Below are 15,267 nucleotides of genomic sequence, written 5' to 3' on the forward strand. Positions count from 1 at the left end.
AAATGCCACTCTAAATAGAGTGGCATTTTTGTTTACTCAGTAATTGATGTATTAAAGATCAAATGTGCGTGAAACAGCAAGTACAATACGCTCATCAGCATAATCGTAATCTAAGCTAGTGTTTTCAGCAGCCACTTCAATACCAAAACCTTCGTAGCTTGTTTGATAAGCTAGGCGGTAGTGCTTGTACGATTTTTTCTGGTTTGTATCCCAAGCCCACTTTTCACCATCAAGTGAGTTTGAAATATCAAAACTTGCACGTAGTGCGTGATTTGGAGCTAGTTCATACGTGTGAGCAACCATTGAAATTACATGACCCGCACCTGTTCCAAAGTAATCCCAGCTATACCAAAAGTTAAGCTCAGTTTGGCCGTATTCACTTGCATAACCAAACTTAGTGTAAGCTTCAGCGTAGTTACCGTCACTGTTATTACCTTGATAAGTGTAATAAGCAATACCGTAATCAACGCTAAATTGCTCATCAAGTTGTACATATTTACCTAAGTAAGCATCAAGCTCAAAATCAGTGTCGTCACCAAAATCTACGTTTGAAGCCCAAACACCAGCGTAAACACCACTATCAAAGGCATAATCTAAGCTGCCTTGAATTGCAGGGTCGCTATCGGTCTGTGTTACACCATTAAAAGTGTAGTCAGACGCCGCAGTGATTGTTGTTGACCAATCAGCTGCTGCAGTTGTTGATAAAAGTGCAAATGGTAGTGCTACTACAAGTTGTTTTAGTTTGTTATTCATTATTAATCCCTAGTGTACTGTGTCTATTTTTGTGTAATCAATTGCGTTTGCTTTTGGTGAGCTATCTATATTCGTTACTGTTTTAAATTTACTGTAACCAATAAAAGCTGCACAAATAAAGAACAAGCCGATAACTAATGCGCCTACCCACTGAATTTGTAAAAATTCTAATTTAAACAATAGTGTAAGTAACGATAGAGCAACAACATTTCCGATTATGTATTTCATTTTGCCAAAACGCTTTACGGTAAAGTTTAGGTTATCTGTATATAAACGCACTAACGAATCAAGTGAGTTAATTACAAATACAATACCTACAAATACCATAGCGAAGTTTTTAATACCTTGAGTTGGAATGCCCGCTTCATGGTAGTGATAAAGTACGCTAAACCAAATCGCAATAGGAATAGAAGGGAAAATCAACATAGCACCTAATACTTGGTATGTTTTAAGTCCACCAACAAAGCGAGATGTAAATTGACCAATCATTATGCTCCACGCAAACCACCAGAATAAGTAAAACTCATGGTAATCATTAAGCGGTAAAACAAATTCATTAATGTTTGCAAAGTAAGTACCAATAGAGCCTAAGTTATCTGTAAATGCAGACATTTGACTATCACCAATCACAAATGCCCCAACCCACATAAATGCGATTAAAGCTAAAAATAACCACGTAGTAGAAATACTTAAAATACGTACATATTTAATATCAGTACTTGAGTAAACAGCAAAACAGATAGCCGCAAAGACAATTAAATAAAACTCAGAAACTATACTTGTTCCATCGCCTAATTCGGGTAAATACCATGGTAGGTTTGTAAGCAGTAAATAAGCGGTAAATGCACATGTACCAATAATTACAACGTTGTTGATAAATTTAACCCAAGGAATTTCGAAAAATTTCACTTTAGGTTCTATTACACAGAAATAAAAGCACGTAAGAAAGTAAAATCCCCAGATCAAAAATCCCCAGTAGCCAAACTCAATAGCCAATGGATTTGCAAACGCGTATTCTGGGCTTGCTTTTATGTCTGCATAACCTGCAAACTCAGTTAAAGGAAACATTATGAGGCCAACATCAAGGCCAGAAGTAAATAGTATTGCTATAAACGTAAAGGTTCTAACTGGTGTTACACCTACTACGCGAACATTACCCCATTTAATTAAAATAGTGATAATAGCAAGTAAGGTAAAAATAATGCCTGCATTAAGCCAAATAGTCATTGTTACCCTCCAATAATGAATAAAAATAATTCATAAGCACTCCGTATTTTATTGTTTTATTCTCGCATTAACACAACGTAACCTATTTACATCGTGTGCCACTGCAAGGCACGCAATGGTTTAGCCCGACGAGGCTAAACCTAAGCATGTGGCTAAAATTAGATCTCCGAGCTACGTTGTGTTTCTTGCCAATTTGTTGTTATGGCAACATTCACATCCGATTTCTGTAATGGTTCTTTACCTAAAATTATGTCAGCTGCTTTTTCGGCAACCATAATAGTAGGCGCATTTAAGTTTCCGTTAGGGACTGTTGGGAAGATAGATGAGTCAACAACACGTAGTCCTTCAATACCATGTACTTGCGTATTTGAATTAACAACGGCCATATCATCCTCACCCATTTTGCATGAGCAAGAAGGGTGGTAGGCACTTTCTACAGCTTGGCGTACAAAGGCATCTATTTCTTCATCTGTTTGAATATGTTTACCTGGTTGAATTTCTTCATCGCGGTATTCATCAAAGGCACTTTGCTCAATTATGTCGCGTGTTAAGCGAACGCACGCTCTAAAGCCTTCAATATCGTCTTGGTGTTCAAGGTAATTAAATAAAATGGTTGGTGGTTGCTCAGGGTTCGCAGAAGCAATAGTGACACTACCGCGACTTTTTGGTTTGTTATGACCAACATGTACCTGAAAACCATGACCTGCAAATGCACTTCTACCATCGTAACGCATAGCCGCTGGTAAAAAGTGATATTGAATATCTGGCCATTCAACACCTGGTTTTGAGCGAATAAACGCACACGATTCAAAATGATTCGTTGCACCTAAACCCGAACGCGTTAATAACCAGCGCGCACCAATCAACCCTTTTGAAACAATGCCTAGTTTGCCGTTAAGCGTGATAGGTTGCTTACACTTGTATTGAAAGTAAAACTCAAGATGATCTTGTAAGTTTTGACCTACACCTGGTAGATGATGCTGTATTTCAACGCCTGCTTTTTCAAGCGCTTGAGTATCACCAATACCAGAGAGTTGTAAAATATGTGGAGAGCCGATAGGGCCTGCACTTAATATAACGTCCTTTGCAGCATGTGCAGTTTTAACGTCGCCATTTACTTTGTATTCAATGCCAGTGGCTTTTTTACCATCTAAAATCACGCGCTGTGCTAGTGCACCTGTAATAATTGTTAAATTACTACGCGATTTAACAGGGTCTAAATACTCACGCGAAGCAGAGCTGCGCACGCCGTCTTTTACAGTCATGTGCATTGGGCCAAAACCCTCTTGCTGCGATGCATTATAATCATCTGTAGACGCGTAACCGGCTTGTACACCTGCTTTGATAAAGGTGCGGTAAAGCGGGTTTTTCATTTCGTTGCCGTTATTAACGCCAAGCGGGCCTTTGCCACCACGGTAAGTATTTTCACCAAGATAAAAGCTTTCTGCTTTTTGAAAATACGGTAAACACGATTGGTAATCCCAGCCGTTTGCACCGTGTTGCTGCCATTCGTCAAAATCTTTTGCATGGCCACGTACGTATACCATGCCGTTGATAGATGACGAGCCGCCTAATACTTTGCCTCGAGGACAATGCATCTCACGGTTATCTAAATGAGGCTCAGGCTGCGTATGAAACTGCCATGCATATTTGTCACTATTCATAGGAATAGATAACGCGGTTGGCATTTTTATAAAAATACTTTTATCACTACCGCCAGTTTCAAGTAGTAACACGCGGTTACTTGAATCTTCAGATAAACGGTTTGCTAAAACACAACCCGCCGAACCCGCGCCAACAATAATATAGTCGTAATGATTACTCATAGTAGGGCGCCTTAAAATGGGCTTTCTATGTCGGCCATACCAACATAAATAGACTTAGTTTGCGTGTATTGATCAAGAGTTTGTATACCATTTTCACGGCCAATACCCGATTGCTTATAACCGCCAACTGGCATTTCAGCAGGTGAGTTACCGTATGCATTAATCCAACAAATACCAGCTTGTAACTTGTGAATAACGCGGTGCGCACGTTTAATATCGCTAGTAAATACGCCTGCGGCCAAGCCTAGGTGGGTTGCGTTAGCGCGTGCAATAACATCGTCTTCGTCGTCAAAAACAAGAACGCTCATTACAGGGCCAAATATTTCTTCTTTAACGATTGTCATATCGTCGTTGCAATCAATGAACACAGTCGGTGCTACAAAATAGCCATTAGGTGCAGATTCAGGTGAAAGCGTTGTACCACCAGTTAATAGCGTTGCACCTTCTTCGATGCCTTTATTAACGTAGCTCATTACTAGTTCTTGGTGCTTTTTAGAGATAAGTGCGCCAAAGTTTGTATTTAAATCTTGTGGGTCGCCAGCAATAATGTTTTTCTCAGTGCGCGCTTTAAGCTCATCAATAAACTGCTGATATACATTTTTATGAACGTAAATACGTGTACAGTTAGTACAAATTTCGCCTTGCGTATAAAAGTTACCTAACATAGCAGCGCTAACCGCTTGCTCTATGTTGGCATCATCAAATACTAATAGTGGAGATTTACCACCAAGTTCCATCGTGACATCTTTTAACGTACCGGCAGCACTCGCTACTACTTTTTTACCTGTGCCTACTTCACCCGTAAACGATACTTTATCAATATCGCTATGCTGCGTTAGCCACTGGCCTACATCGCCTGCGCCTTGAACAACATTAAACACACCTGCAGGTACACCAGCTTCAACAAATACTTCTGCAAGTTTAATAGCGCCAAGTGGTGTTTCTTCAGATGGTTTAAATATAAATGCATTACCAGCAGCAAGGGCAGGGCCCGACTTCCAACATGCAATTTGTAGTGGGTAGTTCCATGCACCTATACCCGCACAGATACCTAATGGCTCTTTACGTGTGTAGTAAAAGTCATCACCAACCATTTGTTGTTGGCCTACTTGTGCTGGCGCAAGGCCTGCAAAGTATTCAATTACATCAGCGCCTGTTTCAATATCAACACAATTTGCTTCTTGCATTGGTTTGCCGGTGTCGAGTACTTCTACAAGTGCCAGCTCATCATTGCGCTCGCGTAAAATAGCCACTGCTTTTAATAAAATACGACTACGTTCAATAGGTGTCATTGCTGACCACTGTGCAAAACCTTGCTTTGCACTGGCAATGGCTGCCTTTTGAACAAATTCGTCGGCAATTTCTACTGCGTAAATAACCTCACCCGTTGCTGGGTTTGTTACATCAAATGTTTTGCCGCTCTGGTTTGCAAGAAAATGGCCGTTAATAAAATTTTGATAGACAGGTGTAGTCACGCTAGGCTCCATATTGCTTGATAAGTGAAAGTACATAGCTCTTTGCTAACTTTTCACTGTGTTTAAACTGATTATTGTCTGATTTACTCAGTACTGCTCTTAACCATAGGCCATCGATCATTGCGGCGCTAAGTTCTGCAGCTTGATTTGCTTGCTCAATAGGCATTAATTGCTTAAAAGAAAATGCTAAATTACTTTGCAAGCGTTTACTGTTTACGTTTTGTAGTCTGTGTAATTCTTCATCATGCATCGATTGCGCCCAAAAACTTAACCACGTTCGGGTTGTATCATTACGCTGTTGTACAAGCGCAAAGTTGGCTTCGATAATAAACATTAAACGCTCAATGGCAGTGGTTTGATGATTTACTTTACTTATTAAGCCTTGCTTTAAGCTTGTTAGTAAGTATCTAACCGTGGCTTCAATTAACCCCTGCTTACCATTAAAATAATGACTAATGATGCCTGACGATAAACCTGCATTTTTACTAATGCTGTTTATTGTTGTGCCTTGTAGTCCCTTAGTAGCAACTGACTCTATAGTTGCGTCAATTAGCTGCTGACGTCTGACAGGTTCCATTCCGACTTTAGGCATAATTTTTATTAATTGAACGTTCAATAAACATAAGCTTAAGGTAATAGCTCTAACAATTCAAGGCTGAAGTAAATGCCTAGATGCCAAAATGTAGATTAATCATTAATAAAAGTGCAATTAATAAGACAAAGAAGATGAGGTTTTTATTTGTTTAATTTCATTTAAAACAGTGGCTTGAGAATTTAATTTTTAAATTTAATAATAGTAATGATTTGTTTACAGCAATAAATGAATAAAATGTCAAAAAACCATTAGAACAATAATAGTTAGAGTACTAATAGTATTATTTTGATACAAAAGAGCACTAAACCTGCAATTACTTAGTGCTCTAATAAATTTATATGGAGAGTAAACTTTGTGGTTTTATCGTTTTAAAGCGCTTGGTATTGAAAGGTCAGGCATTATTAATAACGCCTTTAAAAAGTAGGGGGTAACGTCTTAGTCTATTGCCAATGTAGTCATCAGCTAAAATTTGCTGGCAAATGAAATCAATATCTTTGCTTGCTTCAAATACCCAATCAAAGCGCTCTATAGCCAGTAAAAAACCACGCTTTAAATGAGTTTGAGAACGGTACTGTTCTAGGTTGTCTTGAATAATAGAGACTTTACTTGGATTAGCTTTAAGCTCTTCTACTACTTGATTAATAAAAGTAGTATTGAGCTTACTGGTCGGGCGGTGTCTTAGTTTTCGTGGGTGCATTAGCTCTCGTTTGCAATGTTATATAATTTTTTCAAAAAGTCGTCTTTATGCTTTTCATGTTCGTAGTCTAGGTGGTAAGTATTATGAAAACCAAAGCGCAGTTCTACGCCGCTGCCTTGTAGATATACGGTGTAACCGTCTACGTCTGAATATGCAGTAACTCCCTGATAATGTTTGCCTTCATCAGTCATTTCACCTTTTTGAATTATGCGTTCATATACGGCTAAAATCTGTTTATTGTCGAGTTCGTTTTTCATGCTTTATACCTTTTATTTAGTAACTCATACGATATAGATATGAGGGTCGATCATTTTAAAAACAATAGCTAAAAAAATGTGATATTGCTTTGTAATTTGGCCTTTTTAAATTATGCTCAAAATTCATTTATTGTTGAGCTTACACCATGATAGACAAGGCGTTACTACTAAAAACTCGTGAGTTATCGGATCAATTAATTGCATTGCAAACGCCTATTAGGATACTCGATGCTATTAATTGGGATAAACAAACTAAAGAGGAGTTTTTTAGACAGAAATGTCAAAAAAACCCACTCATCGATCGTGCATACTATCAACAGCGCGATCTTGGTTTTGTACCTAGCGAGTTACGCCAAGCGTTTTCTACTTTGCACCGTAACATTATTAACCAATTGGGGCAGTTAAATCCCATAGCTCAATACATGGGAAAAATGTGCACAGAGTATAAAACAGTATTAAGCATGCTTGAGTATCGTGGAACGCCAGAGTTTCATGACTTATCGGTGGAGTTATTTGGTCACCCTAAAGATTTATTTCATGCCGGTGAGCCCTCACTTTCTGAGCTAGCTAATATGCTAGATAAACCGCTGCAAAATTTACTTATAGCCGACATACTGCCTGACGACCCTAAAAATATTGATGCTGTTGATGCAGTGCGTATTCTGTCTGAGCAAGTAACCGCTAGTATGGCAGGCATAAATGTAGAGGTAATGCTTAGCGATGGTATTGTTAGTGATGCAGCCGCAGGTGCTAATAATATAAAGCTTAATCAAGATGTTAAGTTTTCTCAGCGCGAACTTGATATTTTAGAAGTTCACGAAGGGTGGATACACGTAGGTACCACTCAAAATGGTTTAGCACAGCCGTATTTAACATGTTTGAGTAAAGGCACGCCTAGCTCAACTATTACCCAAGAAGGCTTAGCAGTACTTACCGAAATTATTACTTTAAAATCGACTCCAAGGCGTTTATCTAAATTAGTTAACCGTATTCAAGCGGTTACAAAGGTAATTGACGGTGCTGAATTTGTAGACATTTACCGTGATTACGTAGCGCAAGGTTTATCAAAAGACGACAGCTACACACTCGCGCAGCGTGTATTTAGAGGCAGTACGCCAACAGGTTTGCCTTTTACAAAAGATATTGCCTACATTAAAGGCTTTGTACTGGTTTATAATTTAATACGCGTTGCAATACAGCTTGGTCGAATAGATAGACTCCCTTTATTATTGGTAGGTAAAATATCGATAGATGATTTTAGATTAATATCGCAGCTTCATGATTTAGGTGTAATAGAGAGCCCACAATTTGTGCCACCACACTTTAAAGACTTACGCGGTTTGGCAACTTGGTTGAGCTTCGGTCGTTTTATTGGCGACTTGTCGTTTGAAAAGTTAGAAAACGATTATAAACCGCTATTTTTATAATTAATCAACATAACTTACCGACATAAAAAAAAGCCCGTAACGGGCTTTTAAATTAAAGTACTTTAAATGTAATTATCGCGCGTTAGTGCTTTCAAATATTTTGTCAGCTGAGGCTGCAACAAAACCAGTATAAAGCTCGCCGTCTGCTTGAGGGTAACGAATAGCAAACTCATAAAAACAGCTAGGAATGCTCATATCACCGTCACTAAAGGTAACAGAGTATTCATCAGCAAGTGTTGATGATTGTTCTAGTAACACCTCTGGTGAGCCTTTAACTTCGCCGCCTGATGTATTAAGCGAAAAACCTGCATCTTTTAGAGCTTGGTTAACATCATGAATGTTATCAAACTTAGCAAGCGTATTAATATTTACGGTAAAGTGATTGGCGCGGTAACCCCACGCCGACATCCACGCTGCATATTCGCTTTCAGCTAGCAATTGCTTGTAAGTATCGGTGCTTACTTGCCAATGCGTGCCTGAATACAAGAAGTTGTCTGCTGTAACTGCACTTTCGTCAATTTGACTTACCATATCTGTCACGATGGCTTGTAACTCTGGCGAGCATTTTTCTACTAATAGTTCAGAGATAAATACTTTTGGCTGATTAGGATCGCTATGCTCATAGTGTTTTGCGTAAAGTTTTTTAGCTTCAAAGTGGTATTCACCACATTCTTTGTAACCAATTGCTAAAAAGTGAGCGGCGAGCTTTTCAAGACCCACTTTTTCTATATTAAATGTACGCAGCGCAATATGATCGTTAATGATGTCATCTTTTTGCGTTGACCCTAAAAGGTCGTGAATTTTATCTGCCGATGGAGTTACGTTTAAATAGTTTTCCCAAAGGTTCTCAAATAATGTATTTACATCAGTATGCATGTTAAGTCCTTAAATCTAAAATTTGGTTTTATTGCTTATTCAATTACTAAGCCCGGCGCTAGGGTTTGCGGTAAGCTCACTTTATCTGACTCCACAGATGCGACAGGGTATGCGCAATAATCGGCGGCGTAATAGGCACTTGCTCTGTGATTACCACTGGCGCCAATACCGCCAAATGGAGCTGCACTAGAGGCTCCTGTAATGGGGCGGTTCCAGTTAACAATACCGGCACGAATGCGCTTTAAAAAGTGAGTGTAATCATCTTCACTGTCGCTAAGTAAACCTGCAGATAAACCAAAGCTTGTGTTGTTGGCTTCAATAATTGCGCTGTCAAAGTCGGTGTAACGATACACTTTAATTAGCGGCCCAAAATGCTCTTCATCTGGCATGTCGGTAATGCTTGTTACATCAATAATGCCCGGGCTTACAAAACCTGTGCCTGGTTTTAATTGCTTAAGTTCAACAAGGATTTGTGCACCTTTTGAGACTAATTCACTTTGCGCGGCAACCATACCCAGTGCTGCTTTTTCGCTTATCATTGCACCCATAAAAGGCTGCTCTGTAGCAAAACTGTCGTCTACAACTATGTTTTTAGTTGCGCTTATTAGCTTTTCTAAAATAGCATCGCCGTTGGCTGATTTTTCAATAAATAAGCGGCGTGCACACGTACAACGTTGACCTGAGGTAATAAAGCCTGATTGAATAATATCGTGTACAGCGGCGCTTATATCGCTCACATCTTTTACAATAAGAGGATTATTGCCGCCCATTTCAAGTGCTAAAATTTTGCCAGGATGTCCTGCAAACTGTTTATGCAATAAGTGGCCTGTGTTTGAGCTACCGGTAAAAAACAAGCCATCTATATCTTTATGAGAAGCAAGCGCTTTACCTGTTTCAATTTCACCTTGGACAAGGTTAATAACACCCGCGGGCAAACCTGCTTTTAACCAAAGTGAGAGGGTAAATTCTGCAACGTGCGGAGTCAATTCTGATGGCTTAAATACAACAGTATTACCGGCTAAAATTGCAGGAACAATATGCCCGTTTGGCAAATGCCCCGGAAAGTTATATGGGCCAAAAATAGCCACAACGCCATGCGGTTTGTGTCTAATAAACGCTTTAGCACCGGGCATTGGGTTTTCGGTTGTACCTGTACGCTCATGGTACGCTTTTACAGATATAGCTACTTTACCTGTCATTGCGCCCACTTCGGTGCGGGTTTCCCATAATGGCTTACCCGTTTCGCGTGCAATAATAGTAGCAAATTCTTCGCTGTGTTCTTTTAATTGTGCTGCGAAGTTTTCTAAAATGGCGATACGCTCTTTAAGTGGTTTGTCTGCCCATTGTAATTGCGCGGCTCTAGCTGCTTTTATAGCTGAATTTACTTGATCAGTGTTTGCGCCATTACCTTGCCATACCACATCGCCATTACTTGGATTGATTGACTCAAATGCTGGACCAAGTCCCACATGCCACTGATTATTAATTAGGTGTGTATTCATAAATTATTTACAGGCGGAAAAATCGCGCTGCATCTCCTTGGCTTAAATTAAGCGCCTTAGCCACATCTTGGCTAATGACGAGGGTATGTTTTGCATGATTGTAGTGTGCGTCTTTGGTAAATGTCGCTCTAAAGCCACTTACGCCTTGGTTACATACAGCCAGCGTATCAGAGCTATTTTGTGATATGTGATCAAGCTCGCCAATCGTAACAGGACAAACTTGAGAGTCGCGAATGCTGCGAATATTTCCAAGCTTTGCTTCAACTGTTGGGCCTGCATCAAATAAGTCAACGTAGCCTCTGTGCTCAAAACCTTCCTTTTCTAATAGTTTTAGCGCAGGTTTTGTTTTTTCATGCACATGCCCAATCACTGCTTGGGCTTTTTTACTAAGCAAGTTCACATAAATAGGGTATTTAGGCATTAACTCGCTAATAAACACCTTATCGCCTAAGCCAACTAAGTGATCCGCTTGTGGAAATTCGATACTAAAAAAGTGCTCTTGTAGCCATTGCCAAAAAGGAGAATGACCGTCTTCGTCGCTAACACCGCGCATTTCTGCGATAACAGTATCGGCAAAACGCTCGCTGTGCTGAGCCATAAACAAAAAACGTGAACGAGATAAAAATCGACCCGTTAGGCCTTTACGGCTATTTTCGCGCAAAAATAATGTACATATTTCTGAGCAACCAGTGTAGTCGTTACACATGCTTAAAATATCAACGGTGTTATATACATTTAAAGTAGGCGAGTGGTGTACTGTTTTACCCAAATGATAATGATATAAAGGCACCGATAAACCTACCGCGGCTTCTATAGCGGTTGTGCCAATAACGTCACCTGTTTCACTGTCTTCTAAAACAAATAAATAGCTTTCATCAAGTGGCTGGTTAATGTTTTTGGCAAAGCTTTTTTCAGCACGTTCAATTTTTTCTTTAAGCTGTGTATCGTCCACAGGTAAAGAGGTAAACCCATGACCGGATTCAATCGCTATTTGTTTAAGCGCGTCAAAATCATTAGCAGTAATAGGACGTAATACTTGCATTTATTGCTTGCTCCAATAACACGCCATTAGGCGTGCTAATTTAAACTATATTAACCGTTTACTACGTCGCTAACGGCTTTTTCAAAGCGCGCTAAGCCTTCTTTAATATCTTCAAACGGAATAATTAAAGACGGTGTAAAACGAATTACATTCATACCCGCTACAAGATTCATCAAACCATTATTAGCACTGGCTATTAAAAAGTCGCGTGCGCGGCCTTCAAATTTGTCATTTAGTACCGCGCCAATTAATAAGCCTTTACCACGTACTTCGCTAAATACGTTATATTTTTCGTTAATTGCGTTTAATCCGTCACGGAATAATTGTTCGCGCTCTTTAACACCGTTTAGTACGTCTGGTGTATTTACTGTATCAAATGCCGCTTCGGCCACAGCACAAGCAAGTGCGTTTCCGCCATAAGTAGAACCGTGAGTACCAATTTTTAAATGCTCAGCAATAGGTGTACGAGTGATCATAGCGCCAATTGGAAAACCACCACCCAATGCTTTTGCCGTTGTTAAAATGTCAGGAACAACCCCTAAACCTTCATAGGCGTATAAATCGCCTGTGCGACCAACACCCGTTTGTACTTCATCAAAAATAAGTAACGCGTTATGTTTAGTACAAAGTTCGCGTACTTTTTTAGCAAATTCATCTGTTGGTGTAATAATACCGCCTTCACCTTGTAATGGTTCCATCATAACAGCACATGTTTTATCGCTGATCAGCGCTTCAAATGCCGCTATATCGTTAAAATCACAATGTACTATGTCCGCAGGTTTTGGACCAAAGCCATCTGAATAAGCCGCTTGCCCGCCCACAGTTACTGTAAAGAATGTACGACCATGGAAACCTTTATTAAATGCAATAATTTGCGTTTTTTCAGCGCCATATACGTCCAATGCATAACGACGCGCTAGCTTGAGGGCTGCTTCGTTTGCTTCTGCACCTGAGTTTGCAAAGTAAACTTTATCAGCAAATGTTGCTTCAACCATTTTTTGAGCTAAACGAAGTGCTGGCTCATTGGTCATAACATTTGATAAGTGCCAAATTTTTTCGCCTTGCTCTTTTAATGCTTTAACTAATGCAGGATGACAGTGACCCAAACAGTTAACGGCAATACCACCGGCAAAATCAATGAACTCATTGTTATTTTGATCCCAAACGCGTGAACCTTCACCACGAACTGGGATAATTGCTGATGGGTTATAGTTTGGTACCATTACGTCGTTAAATAAGTCTCTTGTTACTTGCATTTTTACACCTAAATTTAATGGGCTTAGATAAAAGATTAGTTGCTAACTCAAAGAAGAATATAGCCTTTATTCTTCAGCAAACACGTTATTATTTCTGTTAGGTGTCATTATCGAAGGTTAGCTGTTAAAATTGCAGTGCTATTTTGTGAAAAATGATTAAAATAAAAGTCAAAATAACGAAGAAAATAACCATTATGATAACTCCACAAGATGAAAAGCTACTTTCTGTACTAAAAACAAATGCAAGAGCGAGTATTTCTGATCTTGCGCGAATGCTTGACTTGTCTCGTTCAACAGTACAGAGCCGAATGCTCAAATTAGAAGAAACCGGTGTAATTAAAGGCTATAGCGTTGATTACGGTGACGACTACCTTAGTAAAATGGTATCAGCTCATGTGTCTATAAAAGTAAGACAAAAATTAACGACTAAAACAAACATTGAGCTTAAGCAAATTGATGCTATTTCACAGCTATATGCCATAAGTGGTGAGTTTGATTTAATTGCGGTGGTACAGGCTCAAAATTTAGAACAGCTTAGTCATTTGTTGGACGATATAGGAAATCTTGATGGGGTGGAGCGCACAACATCTTCTGTTATTTTAGAAACTAAATTTAAGCGCTAGAGTCAGTGAGTTTTTTGTTTTAGTCGTTAAGTGAACACTCGGTATACTCTAGGTCAATAATAAAAAGGCTAGGGTCTGTTTAACCTTCAAGGTTAAATTAACAGCCCCCAAAAGGTTCTTCCTAGGCGCTATTTTCTCTTGGTTGCCTACATAGATGTAGGGTAGGGGCGTGAGCAGGGCGCGGAAGCATTGCTCGGTTTTTACTTATTCTTACATGGATATAAGCAATTAGAATAACGCAGGAGCAGTTATCGAGCACACTAGGTTATAGATCTTGCGCCGCAATAAAATAGCGCCTAGTGTGAGCAAATTTTTATCCGCAATGATAAACAGACTCTAGATATAAATGCATTAATTTAAATGTTTAAGCGTGCTTTTTATAAGTTAATAGCAATAAATCATAGGTTTAAATATTGAAGCCATTGATAAGGTACAAAATTTTGTAAGGAAAATTTATACTTTTTTAATAAGCATGACTATACTTATTTTAATTTGTACAATATTTAGCAATGGATTATGCCCGTATATCTTTTTACTCTTTTGTTAGGTTTAACTGAGCCTCTCCAGTTTGGGACAAACTTACCCACCACAGCACCTAATAATGCAGTCAACCAAGTCGAGTGTATTTTATTTGAAATGGGAGCTCCTTTTCAGCTACAAACCTTGCCATGGTTACGTGCTCGTAGAGAAGTAAAGTTAGAGCGCTTAGATGGATATTTCACAACCCATTTAATGCCTGAAATGAAAGCTTATGGACGTATATCATCCCCCATTTTTTTAGAAAGCTGGTACTGGTTTACTCACCCAGAGAGCATTAATAAACCAAAAAATAAAATGCTTTATGGTGCAGTAAGAGGAAGTTATCAAGCAAATTGGTTTAAAACTCAAAATATTATTGCTGAGGTAGAAGTAAATTCATTAGAAGAAATAGTAAATGTAATGCACCATAAACGGATTGATAGAATCCTACTTGATTTAGATGATTTTGAATTAGCAGCCTCTAAGCTAGGGATTAATAAAGACGAGTACCAAAAAGAGTTTTTTAGATATGTACCTTTGGGATTATTTGCTTCGCATTCCCTTATCAAACGCCTTCCTGAATTTATGCAGCAGTTCGATGAAAATATAAATACTTGTGCGCAAGCTCCATTTTCACTATCAAAAAGTGAAGAAAAGCAAATACTTGATAGGCTCTACAGTAGCGCTAAAACTTTATTAAACTTACCTAGTTTAGTCGAAGAAGTTCAAATAAGTAATGAGTCTCCTTTGAGTGAGCCTGAAATTAAGAAACGAGACCAGCTATGGATAAAAGAAAGTAAACACGTTGGGCATGCTGATGGGTTAACTATGTTTGATTTACCGTTATCTAAGGTATTTAAAAAATGGCAATCGCAGTTTAAAGGTGTTGTTACTGAGCTTATATTGACTGATAGCCAAGGAAAAAATATAGCAATAAGTAAGTTAACCAGTGATTACTGGCAAGGAGATGAGAATAAGTTTACTAAAATATTTAAACAGTCAAAGGACTATAACTTTGATAGCGTAACATATGATGCATCAACACATCATTTTCAAGTACAGCTAAGTTTTCCTGTTTTAGATGATAATAATAGTCATATTGGAGTGTTGATTTTAGGTGTTGATGTAGAAAAAGCACTCCATTCGTCAAACGAAAAGAGTAACTAACTCGATACCTTTCATAAGTTAGCTA

The 15,267-nt window shown here is 38.8% G+C and carries 14 protein-coding genes; 3 read left to right on the forward strand and 11 right to left on the reverse strand.

Going from position 1 to position 15,267, the window contains the following annotated elements; genetic code table 11:
* Positions 1-51 precede the first annotated feature (51 nt).
* From H5120_RS15150 to H5120_RS15180, 7 genes are all read right to left on the reverse strand, one after another.
* Entirely contained in the window at positions 52-753 is a 702-nt protein-coding gene (locus tag H5120_RS15150) for a TorF family putative porin (protein ID WP_024603578.1), read from the reverse strand.
* Positions 754-762: 9 nt separating this feature from the next.
* Entirely contained in the window at positions 763-1,980 is a 1,218-nt protein-coding gene (locus tag H5120_RS15155) for a BCCT family transporter (protein ID WP_149592981.1), read from the reverse strand.
* A gap of 158 nt (positions 1,981-2,138) precedes the next feature.
* Positions 2,139-3,806, reverse strand: a complete 1,668-nt coding sequence (gene betA / locus H5120_RS15160) for a choline dehydrogenase (RefSeq protein WP_182675397.1) — start codon at positions 3,804-3,806, stop codon at positions 2,139-2,141.
* Positions 3,807-3,817: 11 nt separating this feature from the next.
* Positions 3,818-5,281 carry a betaine-aldehyde dehydrogenase gene (gene betB / locus H5120_RS15165; RefSeq protein ID WP_182675398.1) on the reverse strand — a complete coding sequence of 488 codons (1,464 nt, stop codon included), beginning with the start codon at positions 5,279-5,281 and terminating at the stop codon, positions 3,818-3,820.
* Between the two features lies 1 nt (position 5,282).
* Positions 5,283-5,858 carry a transcriptional regulator BetI gene (gene betI / locus H5120_RS15170; RefSeq protein WP_002958618.1) on the reverse strand — a complete coding sequence of 192 codons (576 nt, stop codon included), beginning with the start codon at positions 5,856-5,858 and terminating at the stop codon, positions 5,283-5,285.
* A 409-nt stretch (positions 5,859-6,267) separates the two neighbouring features.
* The gene (locus tag H5120_RS15175; RefSeq protein ID WP_002958617.1) at positions 6,268-6,573 is read right to left on the reverse strand and encodes a hypothetical protein; all 306 of its coding nucleotides are present in this window, start codon (positions 6,571-6,573) and stop codon (positions 6,268-6,270) included.
* Positions 6,573-6,830 carry a DUF3081 domain-containing protein gene (locus H5120_RS15180; RefSeq protein ID WP_008169639.1) on the reverse strand — a complete coding sequence of 86 codons (258 nt, stop codon included), beginning with the start codon at positions 6,828-6,830 and terminating at the stop codon, positions 6,573-6,575. Before H5120_RS15180 ends, H5120_RS15175 begins: the two co-directional genes overlap by 1 nt.
* Before the next feature lie 146 nt (positions 6,831-6,976).
* Here H5120_RS15180 and H5120_RS15185 point away from each other — a divergent pair, with 146 nt between their 5' ends.
* Positions 6,977-8,257 (forward strand): flavohemoglobin expression-modulating QEGLA motif protein, encoded by a 1,281-nt coding sequence (locus H5120_RS15185; protein WP_002958615.1) that lies wholly within the window; start codon positions 6,977-6,979, stop codon positions 8,255-8,257.
* A gap of 72 nt (positions 8,258-8,329) precedes the next feature.
* On the opposite strand, the gene H5120_RS15190 is transcribed toward H5120_RS15185, so the two are convergent.
* The 4 genes from H5120_RS15190 to H5120_RS15205 are packed head-to-tail and all read right to left on the reverse strand — an operon-like array spanning position 8,330 to position 12,933.
* Positions 8,330-9,133 (reverse strand): DUF1338 domain-containing protein, encoded by an 804-nt coding sequence (locus tag H5120_RS15190; protein WP_182675399.1) that lies wholly within the window; start codon positions 9,131-9,133, stop codon positions 8,330-8,332.
* A 35-nt stretch (positions 9,134-9,168) separates the two neighbouring features.
* A complete protein-coding gene (gene astD / locus H5120_RS15195; RefSeq protein ID WP_182671202.1) occupies positions 9,169-10,635 on the reverse strand; it encodes a succinylglutamate-semialdehyde dehydrogenase in 1,467 nt (488 codons plus the stop codon).
* Positions 10,636-10,642: 7 nt separating this feature from the next.
* Positions 10,643-11,677 carry an arginine N-succinyltransferase gene (astA, locus tag H5120_RS15200; RefSeq protein ID WP_024595454.1) on the reverse strand — a complete coding sequence of 345 codons (1,035 nt, stop codon included), beginning with the start codon at positions 11,675-11,677 and terminating at the stop codon, positions 10,643-10,645.
* A gap of 50 nt (positions 11,678-11,727) precedes the next feature.
* Complete coding sequence (locus H5120_RS15205) at positions 11,728-12,933, reverse strand: aspartate aminotransferase family protein (protein WP_182675400.1); 1,206 nt, start codon at positions 12,931-12,933, stop codon at positions 11,728-11,730.
* A 194-nt stretch (positions 12,934-13,127) separates the two neighbouring features.
* On the opposite strand from H5120_RS15205, the gene H5120_RS15210 reads away from it, so the two are divergent.
* The gene (locus H5120_RS15210; RefSeq protein ID WP_002958609.1) at positions 13,128-13,556 is read left to right on the forward strand and encodes an Lrp/AsnC family transcriptional regulator; all 429 of its coding nucleotides are present in this window, start codon (positions 13,128-13,130) and stop codon (positions 13,554-13,556) included.
* 516 nt (positions 13,557-14,072) lie between these two features.
* Positions 14,073-15,242: a cache domain-containing protein gene (locus tag H5120_RS15215; protein WP_182675401.1), complete on the forward strand. Its 1,170-nt coding sequence runs from the start codon at positions 14,073-14,075 to the stop codon at positions 15,240-15,242.
* Positions 15,243-15,267: the final 25 nt, after the last annotated feature.

Origin of the sequence: Pseudoalteromonas sp. SR43-2, assembly GCF_014163885.1 — a bacterium.
Lineage (GTDB): Bacteria > Pseudomonadota > Gammaproteobacteria > Enterobacterales > Alteromonadaceae > Pseudoalteromonas > Pseudoalteromonas distincta.